This is a genomic window from Herminiimonas sp. CN (assembly GCF_000622895.1).
Lineage (GTDB): Bacteria > Pseudomonadota > Gammaproteobacteria > Burkholderiales > Burkholderiaceae_D > AVCC01.
The window spans coordinates 1-15,647 of record NZ_AVCC01000074.1 but is presented as its reverse complement, the minus strand read 5'-3'; the positions used below and the strand labels follow the sequence as shown (position 1 = coordinate 15,647).

28 protein-coding genes are annotated in these 15,647 nt (G+C 50.8%); all 28 read left to right on the top strand.

The genetic code is table 11. From position 1 onward, the window contains the following. Position 1 precedes the first annotated feature (1 nt). The 28 genes from rpsS (at position 2) to dsbD (ending at position 15,499) form a co-directional block, all read left to right on the top strand. Complete coding sequence (gene rpsS, locus HMCN_RS0114045) at positions 2-235, top strand: 30S ribosomal protein S19 (RefSeq protein ID WP_051567002.1); 234 nt, start codon at positions 2-4, stop codon at positions 233-235. A gap of 5 nt (positions 236-240) precedes the next feature. Then, the gene (gene rplV, locus HMCN_RS0114040) at positions 241-573 is read left to right on the top strand and encodes a 50S ribosomal protein L22 (RefSeq protein ID WP_193366420.1); all 333 of its coding nucleotides are present in this window, start codon (positions 241-243) and stop codon (positions 571-573) included. 9 nt (positions 574-582) lie between these two features. Beyond that, complete coding sequence (gene rpsC / locus HMCN_RS0114035; RefSeq protein WP_025917981.1) at positions 583-1,434, top strand: 30S ribosomal protein S3; 852 nt, start codon at positions 583-585, stop codon at positions 1,432-1,434. Positions 1,435-1,436: 2 nt separating this feature from the next. After that, positions 1,437-1,856, top strand: coding sequence for a 50S ribosomal protein L16 (gene rplP, locus HMCN_RS0114030; protein WP_025917980.1), 420 nt, complete (start codon positions 1,437-1,439; stop codon positions 1,854-1,856). Between the two features lie 12 nt (positions 1,857-1,868). Further along, positions 1,869-2,060 carry a 50S ribosomal protein L29 gene (gene rpmC, locus HMCN_RS0114025; protein WP_025917979.1) on the top strand — a complete coding sequence of 64 codons (192 nt, stop codon included), beginning with the start codon at positions 1,869-1,871 and terminating at the stop codon, positions 2,058-2,060. Beyond that, entirely contained in the window at positions 2,060-2,332 is a 273-nt protein-coding gene (gene rpsQ, locus HMCN_RS0114020) for a 30S ribosomal protein S17 (protein WP_025917978.1), read from the top strand. The genes rpmC and rpsQ overlap by 1 nt, the downstream gene beginning before the upstream one ends. Positions 2,333-2,382: 50 nt before the next feature. Further along, on the top strand, positions 2,383-2,526 hold the full coding sequence (locus HMCN_RS19425; protein WP_155837582.1) for a hypothetical protein: 144 nt from the start codon (positions 2,383-2,385) through the stop codon (positions 2,524-2,526). An 18-nt stretch (positions 2,527-2,544) separates the two neighbouring features. After that, complete coding sequence (gene rplN / locus HMCN_RS0114015) at positions 2,545-2,913, top strand: 50S ribosomal protein L14 (protein WP_025917977.1); 369 nt, start codon at positions 2,545-2,547, stop codon at positions 2,911-2,913. Between the two features lie 9 nt (positions 2,914-2,922). Continuing rightward, positions 2,923-3,237 carry a 50S ribosomal protein L24 gene (rplX, locus tag HMCN_RS0114010; RefSeq protein WP_025917976.1) on the top strand — a complete coding sequence of 105 codons (315 nt, stop codon included), beginning with the start codon at positions 2,923-2,925 and terminating at the stop codon, positions 3,235-3,237. 6 nt (positions 3,238-3,243) lie between these two features. Beyond that, on the top strand, positions 3,244-3,783 hold the full coding sequence (rplE, locus tag HMCN_RS0114005; RefSeq protein ID WP_025917975.1) for a 50S ribosomal protein L5: 540 nt from the start codon (positions 3,244-3,246) through the stop codon (positions 3,781-3,783). Positions 3,784-3,790: 7 nt separating this feature from the next. Further along, positions 3,791-4,096 (top strand): 30S ribosomal protein S14, encoded by a 306-nt coding sequence (rpsN, locus tag HMCN_RS18840; RefSeq protein WP_081801525.1) that lies wholly within the window; start codon positions 3,791-3,793, stop codon positions 4,094-4,096. Between the two features lie 14 nt (positions 4,097-4,110). Next, positions 4,111-4,506: a 30S ribosomal protein S8 gene (gene rpsH / locus HMCN_RS0114000; RefSeq protein ID WP_025917974.1), complete on the top strand. Its 396-nt coding sequence runs from the start codon at positions 4,111-4,113 to the stop codon at positions 4,504-4,506. 10 nt (positions 4,507-4,516) lie between these two features. Beyond that, on the top strand, positions 4,517-5,050 hold the full coding sequence (rplF, locus tag HMCN_RS0113995) for a 50S ribosomal protein L6 (protein ID WP_025917973.1): 534 nt from the start codon (positions 4,517-4,519) through the stop codon (positions 5,048-5,050). Between the two features lie 12 nt (positions 5,051-5,062). Then, positions 5,063-5,425, top strand: coding sequence for a 50S ribosomal protein L18 (rplR, locus tag HMCN_RS0113990; protein ID WP_025917972.1), 363 nt, complete (start codon positions 5,063-5,065; stop codon positions 5,423-5,425). A gap of 12 nt (positions 5,426-5,437) precedes the next feature. Beyond that, on the top strand, positions 5,438-5,956 hold the full coding sequence (gene rpsE / locus HMCN_RS0113985; RefSeq protein WP_035627235.1) for a 30S ribosomal protein S5: 519 nt from the start codon (positions 5,438-5,440) through the stop codon (positions 5,954-5,956). A gap of 10 nt (positions 5,957-5,966) precedes the next feature. Then, positions 5,967-6,146, top strand: a complete 180-nt coding sequence (rpmD, locus tag HMCN_RS18835) for a 50S ribosomal protein L30 (RefSeq protein ID WP_238552174.1) — start codon at positions 5,967-5,969, stop codon at positions 6,144-6,146. Between the two features lie 29 nt (positions 6,147-6,175). Next, on the top strand, positions 6,176-6,607 hold the full coding sequence (rplO, locus tag HMCN_RS0113980; RefSeq protein ID WP_025917970.1) for a 50S ribosomal protein L15: 432 nt from the start codon (positions 6,176-6,178) through the stop codon (positions 6,605-6,607). 26 nt (positions 6,608-6,633) lie between these two features. Further along, positions 6,634-7,950 (top strand): preprotein translocase subunit SecY, encoded by a 1,317-nt coding sequence (gene secY / locus HMCN_RS17840; RefSeq protein ID WP_035627234.1) that lies wholly within the window; start codon positions 6,634-6,636, stop codon positions 7,948-7,950. A gap of 40 nt (positions 7,951-7,990) precedes the next feature. Next, complete coding sequence (gene infA, locus HMCN_RS18830; protein ID WP_081801523.1) at positions 7,991-8,209, top strand: translation initiation factor IF-1; 219 nt, start codon at positions 7,991-7,993, stop codon at positions 8,207-8,209. A gap of 44 nt (positions 8,210-8,253) precedes the next feature. Beyond that, complete coding sequence (gene rpmJ / locus HMCN_RS18825; protein ID WP_014004415.1) at positions 8,254-8,367, top strand: 50S ribosomal protein L36; 114 nt, start codon at positions 8,254-8,256, stop codon at positions 8,365-8,367. A gap of 27 nt (positions 8,368-8,394) precedes the next feature. Then, positions 8,395-8,760 carry a 30S ribosomal protein S13 gene (gene rpsM / locus HMCN_RS0113965; protein WP_025917969.1) on the top strand — a complete coding sequence of 122 codons (366 nt, stop codon included), beginning with the start codon at positions 8,395-8,397 and terminating at the stop codon, positions 8,758-8,760. A gap of 43 nt (positions 8,761-8,803) precedes the next feature. Then, complete coding sequence (gene rpsK / locus HMCN_RS0113960; protein ID WP_025917968.1) at positions 8,804-9,208, top strand: 30S ribosomal protein S11; 405 nt, start codon at positions 8,804-8,806, stop codon at positions 9,206-9,208. A 160-nt stretch (positions 9,209-9,368) separates the two neighbouring features. After that, positions 9,369-9,992 (top strand): 30S ribosomal protein S4, encoded by a 624-nt coding sequence (gene rpsD, locus HMCN_RS0113955; protein WP_025917967.1) that lies wholly within the window; start codon positions 9,369-9,371, stop codon positions 9,990-9,992. A 108-nt stretch (positions 9,993-10,100) separates the two neighbouring features. Continuing rightward, a complete protein-coding gene (gene rpoA, locus HMCN_RS0113950; protein WP_025917966.1) occupies positions 10,101-11,078 on the top strand; it encodes a DNA-directed RNA polymerase subunit alpha in 978 nt (325 codons plus the stop codon). A gap of 136 nt (positions 11,079-11,214) precedes the next feature. Further along, positions 11,215-11,610: a 50S ribosomal protein L17 gene (gene rplQ, locus HMCN_RS0113945; RefSeq protein ID WP_025917965.1), complete on the top strand. Its 396-nt coding sequence runs from the start codon at positions 11,215-11,217 to the stop codon at positions 11,608-11,610. A 161-nt stretch (positions 11,611-11,771) separates the two neighbouring features. Then, positions 11,772-12,704 (top strand): ATP-binding cassette domain-containing protein, encoded by a 933-nt coding sequence (locus HMCN_RS0113940; protein ID WP_035627232.1) that lies wholly within the window; start codon positions 11,772-11,774, stop codon positions 12,702-12,704. Position 12,705: 1 nt separating this feature from the next. After that, a complete protein-coding gene (locus tag HMCN_RS0113935) occupies positions 12,706-13,491 on the top strand; it encodes an ABC transporter permease (RefSeq protein WP_025917963.1) in 786 nt (261 codons plus the stop codon). A gap of 178 nt (positions 13,492-13,669) precedes the next feature. After that, positions 13,670-15,499, top strand: a complete 1,830-nt coding sequence (gene dsbD / locus HMCN_RS0113930; protein WP_035627229.1) for a protein-disulfide reductase DsbD — start codon at positions 13,670-13,672, stop codon at positions 15,497-15,499. The last annotated feature ends 148 nt before the right edge of the window (positions 15,500-15,647 follow it).

Sequence of the window (15,647 nt, the reverse complement as noted above, 5' to 3'; positions counted from 1 at the left end):
TTTGGTTAAAAAAGTCGAAACAGCGCAAGCAAACAAAGACAAAAAGCCAATCAAGACATGGTCCCGCCGTTCAACCATCATGCCTGATTTCATTGGCTTGACAATCGCGGTGCATAACGGCAAGCAGCATGTGCCAGTTTATGTGTCCGAAAACATGGTTGGCCATAAACTTGGTGAGTTTGCGTTAACGCGTACGTTCAAAGGTCACGCTGCCGATAAAAAGGCTAAGAGATAAGGTCCATGATGGAAACTAAAGCAACCCTCCGTGGTGTGCGCTTGTCGGCCCAAAAGGGCCGCCTTGTTGCTGATCTGATCCGCGGCAAAAAAATTGACCAAGCACTAAATATTTTGACTTTCAGCCCGAAGAAAGGCGCTGTGATCATTAAGAAAGTACTTGAATCGGCGATCGCAAATGCTGAGCACAATGATGGTGCCGACATTGATGAGTTGAAAGTGAAAACTATCTACGTCGAAAAAGGCTCGGTTTTGAAACGTTTTACTGCGCGCGCTAAAGGCCGCGGTGATCGAATTTCCAAGCAATCCTGTCACATATACGTGACTGTCGGTAACTAAGGAGTCACGATGGGACAGAAGATTCACCCTACCGGTTTTCGTCTTTCGGTTACACGTAACTGGGGATCGCGTTGGTATGCTGGCAATAGTAATTTTGCCGCTATGCTTAGTGAAGATCTCAAAGCTCGTACATATCTGAAGAAAAAACTGAAGAACGCGTCTGTTGGGCGTGTTTTGATTGAGCGTCCTGCAAAGAATGCCAGGTTCACCATTTTCAGCTCGCGTCCAGGTGTTGTAATTGGCAAGAAAGGCGAGGACATTGAGGTCCTGAAGACCGAGTTGACCAAAATCATGGGCGTACCTGTTCATGTGAATATCGAAGAAATTCGCAAACCAGAGACAGATGCCCAATTGATAGCGGATTCCATTGCTCAGCAATTGGAAAAGCGCATCATGTTTCGCCGTGCCATGAAGCGCGCTATGCAAAATGCAATGCGTTTAGGCGCTCTTGGCATCAAGATCATGTCATCCGGCCGTTTGAATGGTATCGAAATTGCTCGTAAGGAATGGTATCGCGAAGGACGTGTTCCTCTGCATACCTTGCGTGCTGATATCGATTACGGCTTTGGTGAAGCGCAAACAACGTACGGCATTATTGGTATTAAAGTTTGGGTGTATAAAGGCGACCGCTTACCTAATGGTGAGACGCCTGTAATAGAAACGCCTTTCGATGATGAGAAAAAGCGCCGTGGTCCACGTCGTGATGATGGTAAGCCAGCAGGCCGACCACGCTCGAAGAGAGTTGATGGTCAAGTCGCAACAGCGGCACCATCTCCCGCAGCCAAGCGTGTTCATACAAAGAAGCCAGATGGTCTCGCTGATAGTGTGGTAGCGGCATCAGCTGAGAAAGCAGGAGAATAATCATGCTGCAACCAGCACGCAGAAAATATCGTAAAGAACAAAAAGGACGCAATACCGGTATCTCGCATTCGCGTGGTACCGCTGTATCCTTCGGTGAATTTGGATTGAAGGCAGTCGCACGTGGACGTATCACCGCCCGTCAGATTGAAGCTGCGCGTCGTGCTATGACTCGTCATATCAAACGTGGTGGTCGTATTTGGATTCGTATTTTTCCAGATAAGCCAATTTCACAGAAACCTGCTGAAGTCCGGATGGGTAACGGTAAAGGTAATCCGGAATACTACGTTGCGGAAATACAGCCAGGGAAAATGCTGTATGAGATGGATGGTGTGGATGAGGCATTGGCGCGAGAAGCATTCCGCCTGGCAGCAGCTAAATTGCCGTTGTTGACGACGTTTGTCGTGCGTCAAGTCGGCCAATAATAGGAGTGAAACATGAATTTATCTGAGCTCCGTGGCAAAGATCAGCCAGCCCTGACGAAAGAGCTGAATGACCTGCTGAAAGCACAGTTTAGTCTGCGTATGCAAATCGCTACACAGCAATTGAACAATACTTCACAGCTTAAAAAAGTTCGCCGTGACATAGCGCGCGTGAAGACTGTCATGAATCTGAAGGACGCCAAGTAATGAACGATCAAGTGAAGCAAGCGCTTAAGCGCACGCTGATTGGCAAAGTGGTATCAGACAAGATGGATAAAACTGTTACCGTGCAGATTGAGCGTCACGTTAAACACCCTTTGTATGGCAAGATTATCATGCGCTCCAATAAGTACCATGCGCATGATGAGCTAAATCAGGCAAAGGATGGCGATACTGTTGAGATACAGGAGGGGCGTCCGATTTCCAAGACTAAAACTTGGACGGTTACTCGTGTTATTCAAGTAGCGCAAATAGTATAATTATCTCTTGCAGGCCAAGCATTTAGGTGTGATAATGCTTGGCTTCATTCATGAAATTGAATGAATTTCGCAGAACGATTCAAGTTTTGCGAGTCAGCCAGTTTTTCTATAACGTCCACCCAAGCGGTGCATTTTCAAATGCGCTGGCGGGACCAAGACTGACCGATTTGGCGTTTGCGCTTCAATCGGGATAAGTTGGGAAAGAGAATATTATGATTCAAACAGAAAGCCGTCTCGAAGTGGCCGACAATACTGGTGCGAAAGAAGTTTTGTGCATCAAGGTATTGGGTGGCTCGAAGCGTCGCTATGCGGGTATTGGCGATGTGATCAAAGTGACTGTTAAAGTCGCAGCCCCGCGCGGTCGCGTGAAAAAGGGTGAAATTTATAATGCAGTGGTTGTGCGTACTGCGAAGGGTGTTCGTCGCCAGGATGGTTCTTTGGTTAAGTTTGATGGCAATGCTGCTGTCCTGCTTAATGCAAAACTGGAGCCGATTGGCACGCGTATTTTTGGACCGGTTACACGTGAGTTGCGCACAGAGCGCTTCATGAAAATCGTGTCGCTTGCGCCTGAAGTCCTGTAAGGAGTCGTTATGGATAAGATTCGTAAAAACGACGAAGTCATCGTCTTGGCCGGTAAGGATAAGGGCAAGCGCGGTGTTGTTCAGCGTCGTGTGGATGCTGCGCATGTTGTTGTTGATGGTATTAATGTTGCTAAAAAAGCAGTTAAGCCTAATCCAATGACTGGTGCAACAGGTGGCATCGTTGATAAGTTGATGCCGATTCATGTGTCAAATGTTGCTTTGTTTAATGCGGCAACTGGCAAGGCAGATCGCGTTGGTTTTAAGGATGTGGATGGCGTTAAAGTCCGCATTTTCAAATCCAGTGGCGACGTTGTTAAGGTTTAAGAGATCATGGCCCGTCTCCAAGAGTTCTATAAAGAAAAAGTCGTCGCTGGCTTGACAGAAAAATTTTCATATAAGTCTGCCATGGAAGTGCCGCGAATTCTTAAGGTTACCCTGAATATGGGGTTGTCTGAAGCGGTTGCCGATAAGAAAATTATTGAGCATGCTGTCGGCGACTTGACTAAAATTGCTGGTCAAAAGCCTGTTGTGACTAAGGCTCGTAAGGCAATTGCCGGTTTCAAGATTCGTGAAGGTTATCCGATCGGTTGTATGGTTACGCTGCGCGGGGCTCGCATGTATGAGTTCCTGGATCGCTTCATTACCGTTGCGTTGCCGCGTGTGCGTGATTTTCGCGGTGTTTCCGGTCGTGCATTTGATGGTCGCGGTAACTACAATATCGGTGTTAAAGAGCAGATCATCTTTCCCGAGATTGAATATGACAAAATCGATGCGCTGCGCGGTATGAATATTAGTATTACAACTACCGCTAAGACCGACGATGAAGCTAAAGCGCTTCTCGCCGCCTTTAAATTCCCGTTCAGAAACTGAGGGCGACATGGCAAAATTGTCACTGATTAACCGTGAGCAGAAGCGTGCTGACCTAGTAAAAAAATTTGCTGGGAAGCGTGCAGAGTTAAAGGCCATTGTTGATGATCAATCAAAGTCGGAAGAGGAGCGTTATGAGGCGCGTCTTAAATTGCAGGCGCTTCCACGCAATGCAAACCCGACACGTCAGCGTAATCGCTGCTCGTTGACTGGTCGTCCACGTGGCACCTACCGTAAATTCGGTTTGGGCCGTATCAAGCTCCGTGAAATAGCCATGCGCGGCGAAATTCCCGGTATGACTAAAGCTAGCTGGTAATAGGAGTAGATGCAATGAGTATGAGCGATCCTATCGCCGATATGCTGACCCGTATTCGCAACGCACAAGGTGTAAGCAAGGCAGCCGTTTCTATGCCTTCTTCTAAAGTTAAAGTTGCGATTGCAAGTGTCCTGAAGGACGAGGGTTACATTGAGGATTTTGCTGTATCCGAAACTGCGGGTAAGGCAGAACTCAAAATCGGTTTGAAATATTATGTAAATCGTCCCGTCATTGAGCGTTTGGAGCGCGTGTCCCGTCCCGGGTTGCGCGTTTATAAAGGTAAAGACGAGATCCCTAGTGTAATGAATGGCCTGGGTGTGGCAATTGTTTCTACTCCTAAGGGCGTCATGACTGACCGCAAAGCACGCGCAACCGGTGTCGGTGGCGAAGTAATTTGCTACGTGGCCTAAGGAGTTCAAGATGTCTCGTGTAGGTAAAATGCCGATTGCTCTGACTGCTGGTGCTGAAGTTGCTATTTCGTCAGATCAAATTGTAGTAAAAGGCCCTTTGGGCACACTTTCTCAGCCTTTGACGGGTTTGGTAAAAATTACCAACGACAATGGAACATTGAAATTTGATGTTTCTAACGATAGTCGTGAGGCAAACGCAATGTCTGGAACTCTGCGTGCCTTGGTCAATAATATGGTCAATGGCGTAACTAAAGGATTTGAACGCAAGTTGACTTTGGTTGGCGTTGGTTATCGCGCACAAGCGCAGGGCGACAAGTTAAATCTTTCTCTGGGCTTTTCTCATCCGGTGGTGCATCAGATGCCTGATGGTGTCAAATGTGAAACCCCAACGCAAACCGAGATTCTGATCAAAGGTGTTGATAAGCAGCAGGTAGGGCAGGTTGCTGCTGAAGTTCGTGCTTACCGCAGTCCTGAGCCTTATAAGGGCAAGGGCGTCCGTTATGCGGATGAAGTGGTAAAGCTTAAAGAAACCAAGAAGAAGTAATAGGGGCTGACGATGGACAAGAAACAATCACGGCTGCGCCGCGGACGTCAAACTCGTGCCAAGATCGCAGAGTTAAAGGTAAATCGCTTGGCTGTGCATCGTACCAATCTGCATATCTACGCGAGTCTTATCGGCCCGGATGCGCAAGTTCTTGCTTCTGCTTCTACTATGGAGGCTGAAGTTCGACAAGAGTTGGCTGGGCAGTCTGGCAAGGGTGGCAATGCAGCCGCTGCGAGCCTGGTCGGTAAGCGTGTGGCGGAAAAAGCACTTAAAGCAGGGATTACCGAAGTTGCGTTTGATCGCTCCGGTTTTCGTTACCATGGCCGAGTTAAGGCGCTGGCTGAAGCCGCGCGTGAAGCTGGTCTGAAGTTCTAAGGAAGAATCGTCATGGCAAAAATGCAGGCAAAAATGCAAAGCGACAAGCCCGATGATGGCATGCGCGAAAAAATGATTGCGATTAACCGTGTTACCAAGGTGGTTAAGGGTGGCCGTATCATGGGTTTCGCTGCATTGACCGTAGTGGGTGACGGCGATGGTCGTATCGGTATGGGTAAGGGTAAATCGAAAGAAGTGCCAGTGGCAGTGCAAAAGGCGATGGAGGAAGCGCGTCGGAATATGATTAAGGTCAGTCTCAAGGACGGCACGATTCAGCACACCATTACTGGTAAGCATGGCGCATCAAAAGTTCTCATGACCCCTGCTAAAGAGGGTACCGGCGTTATCGCGGGTGGTGCAATGCGCGCAATCTTTGAGGTTATGGGTGTAACTAATGTCGTGGCAAAGTCGAACGGCTCAAGCAATCCATACAATATGGTTCGTGCGACGCTGAATGGCTTGGCCAAGATGAGTACGCCATCTGAAATTGCTGCCAAGCGCGGTAAGTCAGTTGAAGAAATCCTGGGCTAAGGAGACTCTGATGACAAACACAGTAAAAGTGCAATTGGTCAAAGGCCTTATCGGTACACGCGAATCTCACCGTGCGACAGTGCGTGGTCTTGGTTTGCGCCGTGTTAATTCGATTTCTGAGTTGCAAGACACGCCAGCCGTACGTGGCATGATCAACAAAGTGTCGTATCTTGTAAAAGTTGTGGCGTAAGGCTCGCAGCCCTACGAACGGAGTAAATCATGGAATTAAATACAATTCAACCAGCTGAGGGTGCAAAGCACGCAAAGCGTCGCGTTGGCCGCGGTATTGGTTCGGGTCTCGGGAAAACATCCGGACGTGGGCATAAAGGTCAAAAATCGCGCTCAGGCGGATTTCACAAGGTTGGCTTTGAAGGCGGTCAAATGCCGTTGCAAAGGCGATTGCCTAAGCGCGGCTTTAAATCTACGGCTGCACCGTTCAAGGCAGAGGTTCGTTTATCCGACCTGGAGGCATTGCCTTTGACTGAGATTGATGTGCTGTCATTGAAGCAGGCTGGTGTGGTCGGCCAGTTGGCTAAAGTTGTTCGTGTAATATTTTGTGGTCAATTGACCAAAAAAATTAACACTAAAGGCTTGATTGTAACTAAGGGTGCAAAAGTTGCAATTGAAGCTCTTGGCGGCTCAGTCGCTTAAGCAGTTGGTGCAATCGGAGCATTATATTGGCTACTAGTCCAGCAATAGCTAAGGGGGCGGCCGGAGGGTTTCCTTGGGGTCGTCTCTGGTTTCTTCTTGCGGCTTTAGTGGTTTACCGTGTTGGGTCACATATTCCAGTTCCAGGAATTGATCCGACGCAGTTGGCACAGCTGTTTAAGCAAAACCAAGGTGGTATCTTGGGTATGTTTAACATGTTTTCCGGCGGTTCTCTTTCACGCTTTACTGTATTTGCGCTTGGTATCATGCCGTATATTTCGGCGTCGATTATCATGCAACTCATGGCGATTGTTTCTCCGCAGTTAGAGGCGATTAAAAAAGAAGGAGAGTCGGGAAGGCGCAAGATTACGCAATATACGCGTTATGGCACCTTGGTTTTAGCCCTTTTCCAAGGCTTGGGCATTGCGGTTGCTCTCGAGTCGCAAGCTGGTTTGGTAATTGATCCTGGTATGGCTTTCAGGTTCACGACGGTGATCACGCTGCTCACAGGAACTATGTTTTTGATGTGGTTGGGTGAGCAAATCACAGAACGTGGTTTGGGCAATGGTATCTCGATAATTATTTTTGCCGGTATTGCGGCAGGATTGCCAGGCGCAGTGGCGGGTCTGTTTGAATTGGTGCGTACGGGGTCAATGAATGCGCTATCCGCAATATTTATCTGCTTGGTTGCTGCTGGCGTTACTTTTGTGGTGGTATTCATTGAGCAAGGACAGCGCAAGATACTGGTCAATTATGCGAAGAGGCAGGTCGGCAACAAGATCTATGGCGGGCAAAGCAGTCATTTGCCATTAAAGTTGAATATGGCTGGCGTGATTCCACCAATTTTTGCCTCGTCAATAATATTGTTTCCGGCTACAATTACCAGTTGGTTTACTTCTGGTGATACTTCAAGTGGATTTGTTCGTTTTTTGAAGGATTTGGCGGCATCCATGGCGCCAGGTGAGCCAATTCATGCTCTGTTGTATGCGGGCGCAATCATATTCTTTTGTTTCTTTTATACTGCTCTGGTTTTTAACAGCAAGGAAACGGCAGATAATCTGAAGAAGAGTGGTGCCTTTGTACCGGGAATCAGGCCAGGTGACCAAACGGCTCGTTATATCGACAAAATCTTGATGCGATTAACCTTGGCCGGTGCTGTTTATATAACGCTGGTGTGTTTATTGCCGGAATTTCTTATTGCGAGATGGAAGGTGCCATTTTATTTTGGCGGCACCTCGCTATTGATTATTGTTGTTGTAACGATGGATTTTATGGCTCAGATACAGAATTACGTCATGTCTCAGCAATATGAATCGTTGCTTCGTAAAGCGAATTTCAAGGGCTGAATTCCTTAGTGATAGCCGCCCATTAGAAAGAGCAGATCGAATGTCAAAAGATGATGTTATACAGTTGCAGGGAGAGGTTCTTGAGAATCTTCCGAATGCAACGTTTCGAGTTAAGTTGGAAAATGGTCATATTGTTCTTGGCCATATCTCCGGCAAGATGCGCATGAACTATATTCGTATATTGCCTGGCGATAAGGTTACTGTGGAATTGACGCCATATGATCTGAGTAGGGCGCGGATTGTTTTCCGTACTAAGTAGTTTTTAAGACGAATCGAACCTAGAAGTGAAGGAAGAGGGCAACAATGAAAGTTCTCGCATCAGTCAAGCGGATCTGCCGCAATTGCAAGATTATTAAGCGCAAAGGCGTTGTTCGTGTTATTTGCACAGAACCACGCCATAAACAGCGCCAAGGTTAATTAACGTTATTGATCGAGGAATAACGAATGGCACGTATTGCAGGGGTTAACATCCCAAACCATCAGCACACTGTTATCGGCTTAACTGCCATTTATGGTGTTGGTCGCCCACGGGCGCAGGAAATTTGTGAAAAGACAGGTGTCTTGACTACTAAAAAAGTTAAGGATCTGGATGATAGCGAATTGGAAAAGCTTCGCGATGAAATTGGAAAATTTATCGTCGAGGGTGATCTGCGTCGTGAAATTTCGATGAACATCAAGCGTCTCATGGACCTTGGTTGTTATCGCGGTATGCGTCATCGCAAGGGGCTGCCTTGCCGTGGTCAGCGTACACGTACCAATGCTCGTACCCGCAAGGGGCCGCGCAAAGCCGCTCAGTCGCTGAAAAAATAATCCGGCGTCAGCTTGATTAGTCTTCGGATTCAAGGAAATTATTATGGCAAAAGCTCAGAATAGCGCCGCAGCAGCACGTGTGCGCAAGAAAGTTAAGAAAAATGTTGCTGAGGGCATTGCACATGTGCACGCCTCCTTCAACAACACGATCATCACAATTACAGATCGCCAGGGCAATGCGCTTTCGTGGGCTACATCTGGTGGTGCCGGTTTCAAGGGTTCGCGTAAATCGACCCCGTTCGCTGCTCAGGTAGCTGCTGAAGCGGCGGGAAAAGTGGCTGTTGAGTGCGGCGTTAAAAATCTGGAAGTTCGTATCAAGGGCCCTGGCCCTGGCCGCGAATCTGCGGTGCGCGCATTGAATAATCTGGGTATCAAGATCACCCAGATTCAAGATGTGACTCCGGTGCCACACAACGGATGCCGTCCGCCTAAGCGCCGCCGGATTTAATCTGCTGTTGCTTTCTGAGGCAGATGCAAAACCCCGCCAAATAATTTGGCGGTATTTTTTTAAGACCACTGTGTGATTGCAGATTGATCATACTAGCGCCCGGCCAATCGAATTTAGATCAGGCAGCTGGGGCGTGAACCAATAATTAAAAGGAAATTCCGTGGCACGTTATATTGGACCTAAAGCAAAGCTTTCCCGTCGCGAAGGCACTGATTTGTTTCTCAAGAGCGCACGGCGTTCGTTGGATTCAAAGTGCAAACTGGATGTAAAACCTGGTCAGCATGGCATCAAGTCCGGTGCGCGCACTTCTGACTACGGTAACCAGTTGCGTGAAAAGCAAAAAGTCAAACGCATGTATGGCATTCTGGAGCGTCAGTTCCGCCGCTACTTTGCAGAAGCTGATCGTCGCAAGGGCAATACAGGTGAAAGTTTGCTGAAGCTGCTGGAGTCGCGCCTGGACAATGTGTGTTACCGCATGGGTTTTGGCTCCACTCGCGCAGAAGCGCGTCAGTTGGTCAGTCATAAAGCCTTCACGGTAAACAACATCGTTGTCAATATCGCTTCGTATCAAGTCAAGCCGGGCGATGTTGTCGCCGTACGCGAAAAATCCAAGAAGCAAGTGCGCATCGTTGAGGCGCTTTCCTTGGCAGAACAAATCGGCATGCCATCATGGGTTTCTGTCGATAGCAAAAAAATGGAAGGCACCTTCAAGTCCGTTCCGGATCGCAGTGATATCGCCAATGATGTCAATGAATCCCTGATTGTCGAATTGTATTCCCGTTAATTAGCAATCTAGCCTGATTAATCACCTACCGGCTTCCCGGTAGGTATTTTTCATTGTGCCATCAGCCTTATCGGCGTAACGAGTCGAGGGTATTGAAAAGGACATTTCATGCAAAACAGTCTATTAAAGCCACGTATTATTGATGTTGAAACTTTGGGCGTGAGTCATGCCAAGGTTGTGATGGAACCGTTTGAACGTGGTTACGGACATACGCTCGGCAATGCCTTGCGTCGGGTGTTGCTTTCCTCCATGGTGGGTTTTGCGCCAACGGAAGTTACGATTGCCGGTGTGGTGCATGAATATTCGTCCCTTGATGGCGTGCAGGAAGACGTGGTCGATTTGTTATTGAACCTGAAGGGCGTTGTGTTCAAGGTGCATAACCGCGACGAAGTTACGCTGACTCTTAAAAAAGAGGGCGCAGGTGCCGTCCTGGCTTCGGATATCGATTTGCCGCACGATGTCGAACTGGTTAATCCAGATCACGAAATTGCCCATCTGACTGCCGGTGGCAAGCTGGATATGCAGATCAAGATCGAAAAAGGTCGCGGCTACGTACCGGGTAATGTTCGCCGCTTGGCTGAAGACACCAACAAGACCATCGGCCGAATCATTCTGGACGCTTCTTTTTCGCCGGTGCGTCGCGTCTCGTACGCGGTTGAGTCGGCCCGCGTCGAGCAGCGTACGGATCTGGATAAATTGGTCATCAATATCGAAACCAATGGCGTGATTTCGCCTGAAGAGGCGATCCGTCAGTCTGCGCGCATACTGGTTGAGCAGTTGAGCGTATTTGCCGCGCTCGAAGGCACGGAAGCAGCAGCAGAAGCACCATCCCGCACTCCTGCGGTCGACCCGATTCTGTTGCGTCCGGTGGATGACCTGGAATTGACGGTACGTTCCGCCAATTGCCTGAAAGCCGAAAACATTTACTATATTGGCGATTTGATTCAGCGCAGTGAGAATGAATTGCTGAAGACGCCGAATCTGGGCCGCAAGTCCCTGAATGAAATCAAGGAAGTACTGGCTTCGCGCGGCTTGACATTGGGCATGAAACTTGAAAACTGGCCGCCTGTCGGCCTGGAAAAATAATAGCCGGCGCAAATAAATTTTAATTTGTTCGCCACTTGTTAGTATAATCACGCACTTAAATTTACCGGCCCGCGTGGCGGCAGATCGCCGCCACGATAGAAGAGCTGGGATCAAACTTACCTAGAAAGGAATTACCATGCGTCATCGTCACGGCCTTCGCAAGCTCAATCGCACTTCTTCCCATCGCTTGGCCATGCTGCGCAACATGACAGTATCGCTGCTGCGTCACGAAGCGATCAAAACAACCCTGCCTAAAGCCAAGGAACTGCGCCGTGTTATCGAGCCGATCCTGACCCTGGGCAAGACAGACACACTGGCCAACAAGCGTCTCGCTTTCAACCGTCTGCGTGACCGCGAAATGGTGGTCAAGCTGTTTGCCGAGCTGGGCCCGCGTTATGCCAACCGTAACGGAGGTTATCTGCGTATCCTGAAGATGGGCTTCCGCGTTGGTGATAATGCGCCTATGGCTTTCATCGAATTGCTGGATCGTCCGGATACAACGGAAGCAGTAGAAGTGGCTGATGCAGAATAATTAGCCGCTGATTCTGCCGCGCACTATTACAAAAAGCCAGGCATTGCCTGGCTTTTGTGCGTAGTGAATACAATCCGGCGTCTGCTCCGGCCTATTGCCCTGGTTGGGCCGAGAATGGGGGTAGGATATCGCGTATCTTCATGCCATCAAGGAACGATTCGATGCAGCAAGCTGACATTTTATCTGTAGAAAACCTGCATAAATCCTATGGCAAGGGTAATTTGAAAAATGTCGTAGTCGATAAGCTGAGTTTTTCCTTGCAGCGCGGCGAGTGTTACGGCTTGCTCGGTCCGAACGGTGCCGGCAAAACCACTACATTGCGGTTATGCCTTGGCTTGACGGCGCCGGACAGCGGCCGCATCACGCTGGCAGGGCATAGCATCCCGTCGCATGCCCGCCAGGCGCGCTTGCGTGTCGGAGTCGTGCCGCAGGCAGACAACCTGGATCCCGACTTTACCGTGACCGAGAACCTGTTGGTGTTCGGACGGTATTTCGGCATTTCCGATGCGGTCATCACGGCGCGTATTCCCGCCCTGCTTGAGTTCGCCAACCTGACGACGAAGAAAGATGCCGGCATAGCCGAACTGTCGGGCGGCATGAAACGGCGCCTGATGCTGGCGCGCGCACTGGTCAATGACCCTGACCTGATTTTCATGGATGAGCCGACCACCGGACTGGACCCGCAGGCGCGCCACATGATCTGGGAGCGCCTGAAGACGCTGGTGAGTCAGGGCAAAACCATTCTGCTGACCACCCACTTCATGGACGAAGCGGAACGCTTGTCCGACCGGCTGGCGGTGATTGATCATGGCAAGATGATTGCGCAAGGTTCTCCGCGCAGTTTGATTGCCCGGCACATTGAAGCGGAAGTGGTCGAGGTTTATGGCGACGGTGCCCGCCCTTGGGGAGATTGCCTTGGGCGCCAGCAATCGGCCCGGATCGAGATTAGCGGAGAAACGGTTTTTTGTTATACCAATGACGCGCAGCAATTGCTGGAAAGCCTGCATGCGACAGCGGATGTCCGTTTTGTGCATCGACCGGCAAATCTGGAAGATGTGTTTCTAAAGCTCACCGGCAGGGAAATACGGGATTAGGATGTCTTCTTCAATCTATGCATTACCTTCGTTTTCGCTGCGTTTTAGGCCCGTCTGGCAACGGAACTTTCTGGTCTGGAAAAAGCTCCTGATTGCCAGCATTCTGGGCAATATCGCCGACCCCTTGATTACTTTGCTGGCTTTTGGCTATGGGCTGGGAGGCTTGCTCAAGCAGATTGAAGGCATTCCCTACATCAATTATCTGGGTTCCGGATCGATTTGCATGTCGATCATGATGGCGGCGTCGTTCGAGGCGCTGTATTCGGCTTTTTCGCGCATGCATGTGCAAAAATCGTGGGATGCACTGCTCAATGCGCCACTGGCGCTGGATGACATCCTTCTGGCCGAGATGCTGTGGGCCGCCAGCAAGGCGCTGTTCTCGGGTCTGGTGATTTTGGTCGTGCTGCTGTTTTTGGGCATCGGCCTGAACCTGCACACCGTGCTGGTGTTGCCCCTGCTGTTCATCATCGGCATGACGTTTGCGTCGATGGGGCTGGTCATCAATGCGCTGGCGCGGGGCTATGATTTTTTCACCTTTTACTTCACGATGGTGCTTACGCCAATGGTGTTTTTATCTGGAGTATATTATCCAGTCGCACAGTTGCCTGAGTGGCTTCAGTTGTTTTCACGCATACTGCCACTCGGTGCTGCGGTCAGCCTGATCCGGCCCCTGATTCTTGGCGCCTGGCCGCAGACGCCGTTGCACGATCTGGCATTATTGCTGGCGTATTCGATTGCAGGATTTTATCTGGCGACGCTGCTGACACGCCGGCGTCTGTTGAAATAAGAAGCGCTTCGATGCGGCTGCGCCTGCAACGGTCTGGACCGACCGCTGCAATGTTGTTTTTATGAACGTATTGCACCGACTGCGGTCAACAGCATTGCGCTGCAAGAGAATTGCAGCACCCTCCGGGCATAAGTAAATGCCGGCTGCAGCAGGCGCCCGGTATAAAGGAAAGAATTGCATGTTTAATCGTTTATTCCGACATCCGCCATCCAGACCGATTGCATTTGCCTGGATCGCGTTGCTTGGGTTGCTGTCTATCCTGTTGGCGCCGCGGGCCTTTGCCAAGGAAGAATTCCTGGAGCCGGAAGCGGCCTTCAAATTTACCGCCAGGATGCACGATCCGAAAACGATTGCGCTGACGTTTGCCATTGCTGACGGCTATTACATGTATCGCGAGCGCTTCCAGTTCAAGGCTGCGGGAGCCACCTTGGGTACGCCGGAATTACCGCGCGGCATTGTTAAATACGATACGACGTTTGAAAAGGATGTTGAAAGCTATCGCAAGCAAGTGACGATTATGCTGCCGGTGCAAGCCAGCGCGCCGTTTGCATTGACGGTAACTTCGCAGGGTTGCACCGATCAGGGCTTATGTTATGCGCCAATGGAGTCGGTCGCGAAGCTGTCGCCGAACGGCGGCGGCTTGCTGGCGGACATGATGCCGGGCGTTTTGGGGCAGAGCCGCGACATCCAGTCAAGCCAGTTCAATGCCGCGCCAACCGCGGCGGCGGATACGGCGTTGTCGGGCGGCGAGCTGAGCAGCATCGAAGCATCGCTCAAAAGCCGTAAATTGCTGGTGATCCTGCCGCTGTTCCTGCTGCTTGGCCTGGGTCTGGCGTTTACCCCCTGCGTGTTGCCGATGGTGCCGATCCTGTCGTTCATCATCGTGGGAGAGGGCGCCAAAGTGCCACGCTCGCGTGCCTTTATCCTGTCGGTCGCGTATGCGCTCGGGATGGCGATCGTGTATACCGCGCTCGGCATAGCCGCCGGCCTGATCGGCGAAGGCTTGGCCGCCACCCTGCAAAATCCCTGGGTGCTGGGACTGTTCGCGTTGCTGATGGCGGCTCTGGCGCTGTCGATGTTCGGAGTCTATCAATTGCAGGTGCCGGCGGCGATCCAGTCGCGCCTGCTGCGGGTGTCCGAGCGTCAGTCCGCCGGCAAGCTGTTCGGCGTCTTTGCCATGGGGGCGATTTCGGCCCTGATCGTCGGGCCTTGCGTGGCGGCGCCCTTGGCCGGTGCATTGGTATACATCAGCCAAACCCGCGACGTGGTGATCGGCGGCGGCGCGCTGTTCGCGATGGCGGCAGGGATGAGCGTGCCGCTGCTGCTGGTCGGACTTTCTGCCGGCACCCTGCTGCCACGGGCTGGCGCATGGATGGAAGCGGTGAAACGTTTCTTCGGCGTATTGATGCTGGCTTTGGCGTTGTGGATGGTGGCGCCGGTGCTGCCGGCCTGGGTGGCGATGCTGGGCTGGGCTGCGCTCGGCCTGGGCTACGGCGTTGCCCTGCTGCGTCCGCTGGCCGGCGGATTTTCGATTGCGTTCGGAGTCGTGTTCGCGCTGTTCGGCCTGGCGCAACTGGCGGGCGTGGCCAGTGGCGGCCGCAATGCGTGGGCACCGCTGTCGCATCTGACCGGCAACGTCGAGCAGCCGGTGCAATTTGCCCGCGTGCGCTCGGTGGGCGAGCTTGATGCAATGCTGGCGTCGGCGCAAGGCAAGACCGTGATGCTGGATTTTTATGCCGACTGGTGCGTCTCCTGCAAGGAAATGGAGAAACTGACATTTACCGATCCGGGCGTGCGCCGGCAGATGTCGAGGCTGTTGCTGCTGCAGGTGGATGTGACAGCAAACAATGCGGATGATAAGGCGATGCTCAAGCGCTTCAACCTGTTCGGCCCGCCCGGCATCATCTTTTTTGGGCCGCAAGCGACGGAACTGCCTGGCACGCGGGTGATCGGCTATCAGAACGCAGCACGATTCACGCGGTCCTTGTCGCTGGCACTTGAAAAATAAATATAACTTATGGAGTATTTTTGGTTTTCGTTAGAAAACATGCTGAAAACATGCTATTTATAATCATACTGCATAGTGTATTTATATAGTCGGAAGCCGCCGCGGTGCACTTGCCGCAGCCTAGCATGCAGCTTGAAAGCCATAAAAA

What these genes read in the sequence shown, in the direction of transcription:
- rplV (WP_193366420.1), top strand. Translation starts at nt 241, where the DNA reads ATGATGGAAACTAAAGCAACCCTCCGTGGTGTGCGCTTGTCGGCCCAA.
- rpsC (WP_025917981.1), top strand. Translation starts at nt 583, where the DNA reads ATGGGACAGAAGATTCACCCTACCGGTTTTCGTCTTTCGGTTACACGT.
- rplP (WP_025917980.1), top strand. Translation starts at nt 1,437, where the DNA reads ATGCTGCAACCAGCACGCAGAAAATATCGTAAAGAACAAAAAGGACGC.
- rpmC (WP_025917979.1), top strand. Translation starts at nt 1,869, where the DNA reads ATGAATTTATCTGAGCTCCGTGGCAAAGATCAGCCAGCCCTGACGAAA.
- rpsQ (WP_025917978.1), top strand. Translation starts at nt 2,060, where the DNA reads ATGAACGATCAAGTGAAGCAAGCGCTTAAGCGCACGCTGATTGGCAAA.
- HMCN_RS19425 (WP_155837582.1), top strand. Translation starts at nt 2,383, where the DNA reads ATGAAATTGAATGAATTTCGCAGAACGATTCAAGTTTTGCGAGTCAGC.
- rplN (WP_025917977.1), top strand. Translation starts at nt 2,545, where the DNA reads ATGATTCAAACAGAAAGCCGTCTCGAAGTGGCCGACAATACTGGTGCG.
- rplX (WP_025917976.1), top strand. Translation starts at nt 2,923, where the DNA reads ATGGATAAGATTCGTAAAAACGACGAAGTCATCGTCTTGGCCGGTAAG.
- rplE (WP_025917975.1), top strand. Translation starts at nt 3,244, where the DNA reads ATGGCCCGTCTCCAAGAGTTCTATAAAGAAAAAGTCGTCGCTGGCTTG.
- rpsN (WP_081801525.1), top strand. Translation starts at nt 3,791, where the DNA reads ATGGCAAAATTGTCACTGATTAACCGTGAGCAGAAGCGTGCTGACCTA.
- rpsH (WP_025917974.1), top strand. Translation starts at nt 4,111, where the DNA reads ATGAGTATGAGCGATCCTATCGCCGATATGCTGACCCGTATTCGCAAC.
- rplF (WP_025917973.1), top strand. Translation starts at nt 4,517, where the DNA reads ATGTCTCGTGTAGGTAAAATGCCGATTGCTCTGACTGCTGGTGCTGAA.
- rplR (WP_025917972.1), top strand. Translation starts at nt 5,063, where the DNA reads ATGGACAAGAAACAATCACGGCTGCGCCGCGGACGTCAAACTCGTGCC.
- rpsE (WP_035627235.1), top strand. Translation starts at nt 5,438, where the DNA reads ATGGCAAAAATGCAGGCAAAAATGCAAAGCGACAAGCCCGATGATGGC.
- rpmD (WP_238552174.1), top strand. Translation starts at nt 5,967, where the DNA reads ATGACAAACACAGTAAAAGTGCAATTGGTCAAAGGCCTTATCGGTACA.
- rplO (WP_025917970.1), top strand. Translation starts at nt 6,176, where the DNA reads ATGGAATTAAATACAATTCAACCAGCTGAGGGTGCAAAGCACGCAAAG.
- infA (WP_081801523.1), top strand. Translation starts at nt 7,991, where the DNA reads ATGTCAAAAGATGATGTTATACAGTTGCAGGGAGAGGTTCTTGAGAAT.
- rpmJ (WP_014004415.1), top strand. Translation starts at nt 8,254, where the DNA reads ATGAAAGTTCTCGCATCAGTCAAGCGGATCTGCCGCAATTGCAAGATT.
- rpsM (WP_025917969.1), top strand. Translation starts at nt 8,395, where the DNA reads ATGGCACGTATTGCAGGGGTTAACATCCCAAACCATCAGCACACTGTT.
- rpsK (WP_025917968.1), top strand. Translation starts at nt 8,804, where the DNA reads ATGGCAAAAGCTCAGAATAGCGCCGCAGCAGCACGTGTGCGCAAGAAA.
- rpoA (WP_025917966.1), top strand. Translation starts at nt 10,101, where the DNA reads ATGCAAAACAGTCTATTAAAGCCACGTATTATTGATGTTGAAACTTTG.
- rplQ (WP_025917965.1), top strand. Translation starts at nt 11,215, where the DNA reads ATGCGTCATCGTCACGGCCTTCGCAAGCTCAATCGCACTTCTTCCCAT.
- HMCN_RS0113940 (WP_035627232.1), top strand. Translation starts at nt 11,772, where the DNA reads ATGCAGCAAGCTGACATTTTATCTGTAGAAAACCTGCATAAATCCTAT.
- HMCN_RS0113935 (WP_025917963.1), top strand. Translation starts at nt 12,706, where the DNA reads ATGTCTTCTTCAATCTATGCATTACCTTCGTTTTCGCTGCGTTTTAGG.
- dsbD (WP_035627229.1), top strand. Translation starts at nt 13,670, where the DNA reads ATGTTTAATCGTTTATTCCGACATCCGCCATCCAGACCGATTGCATTT.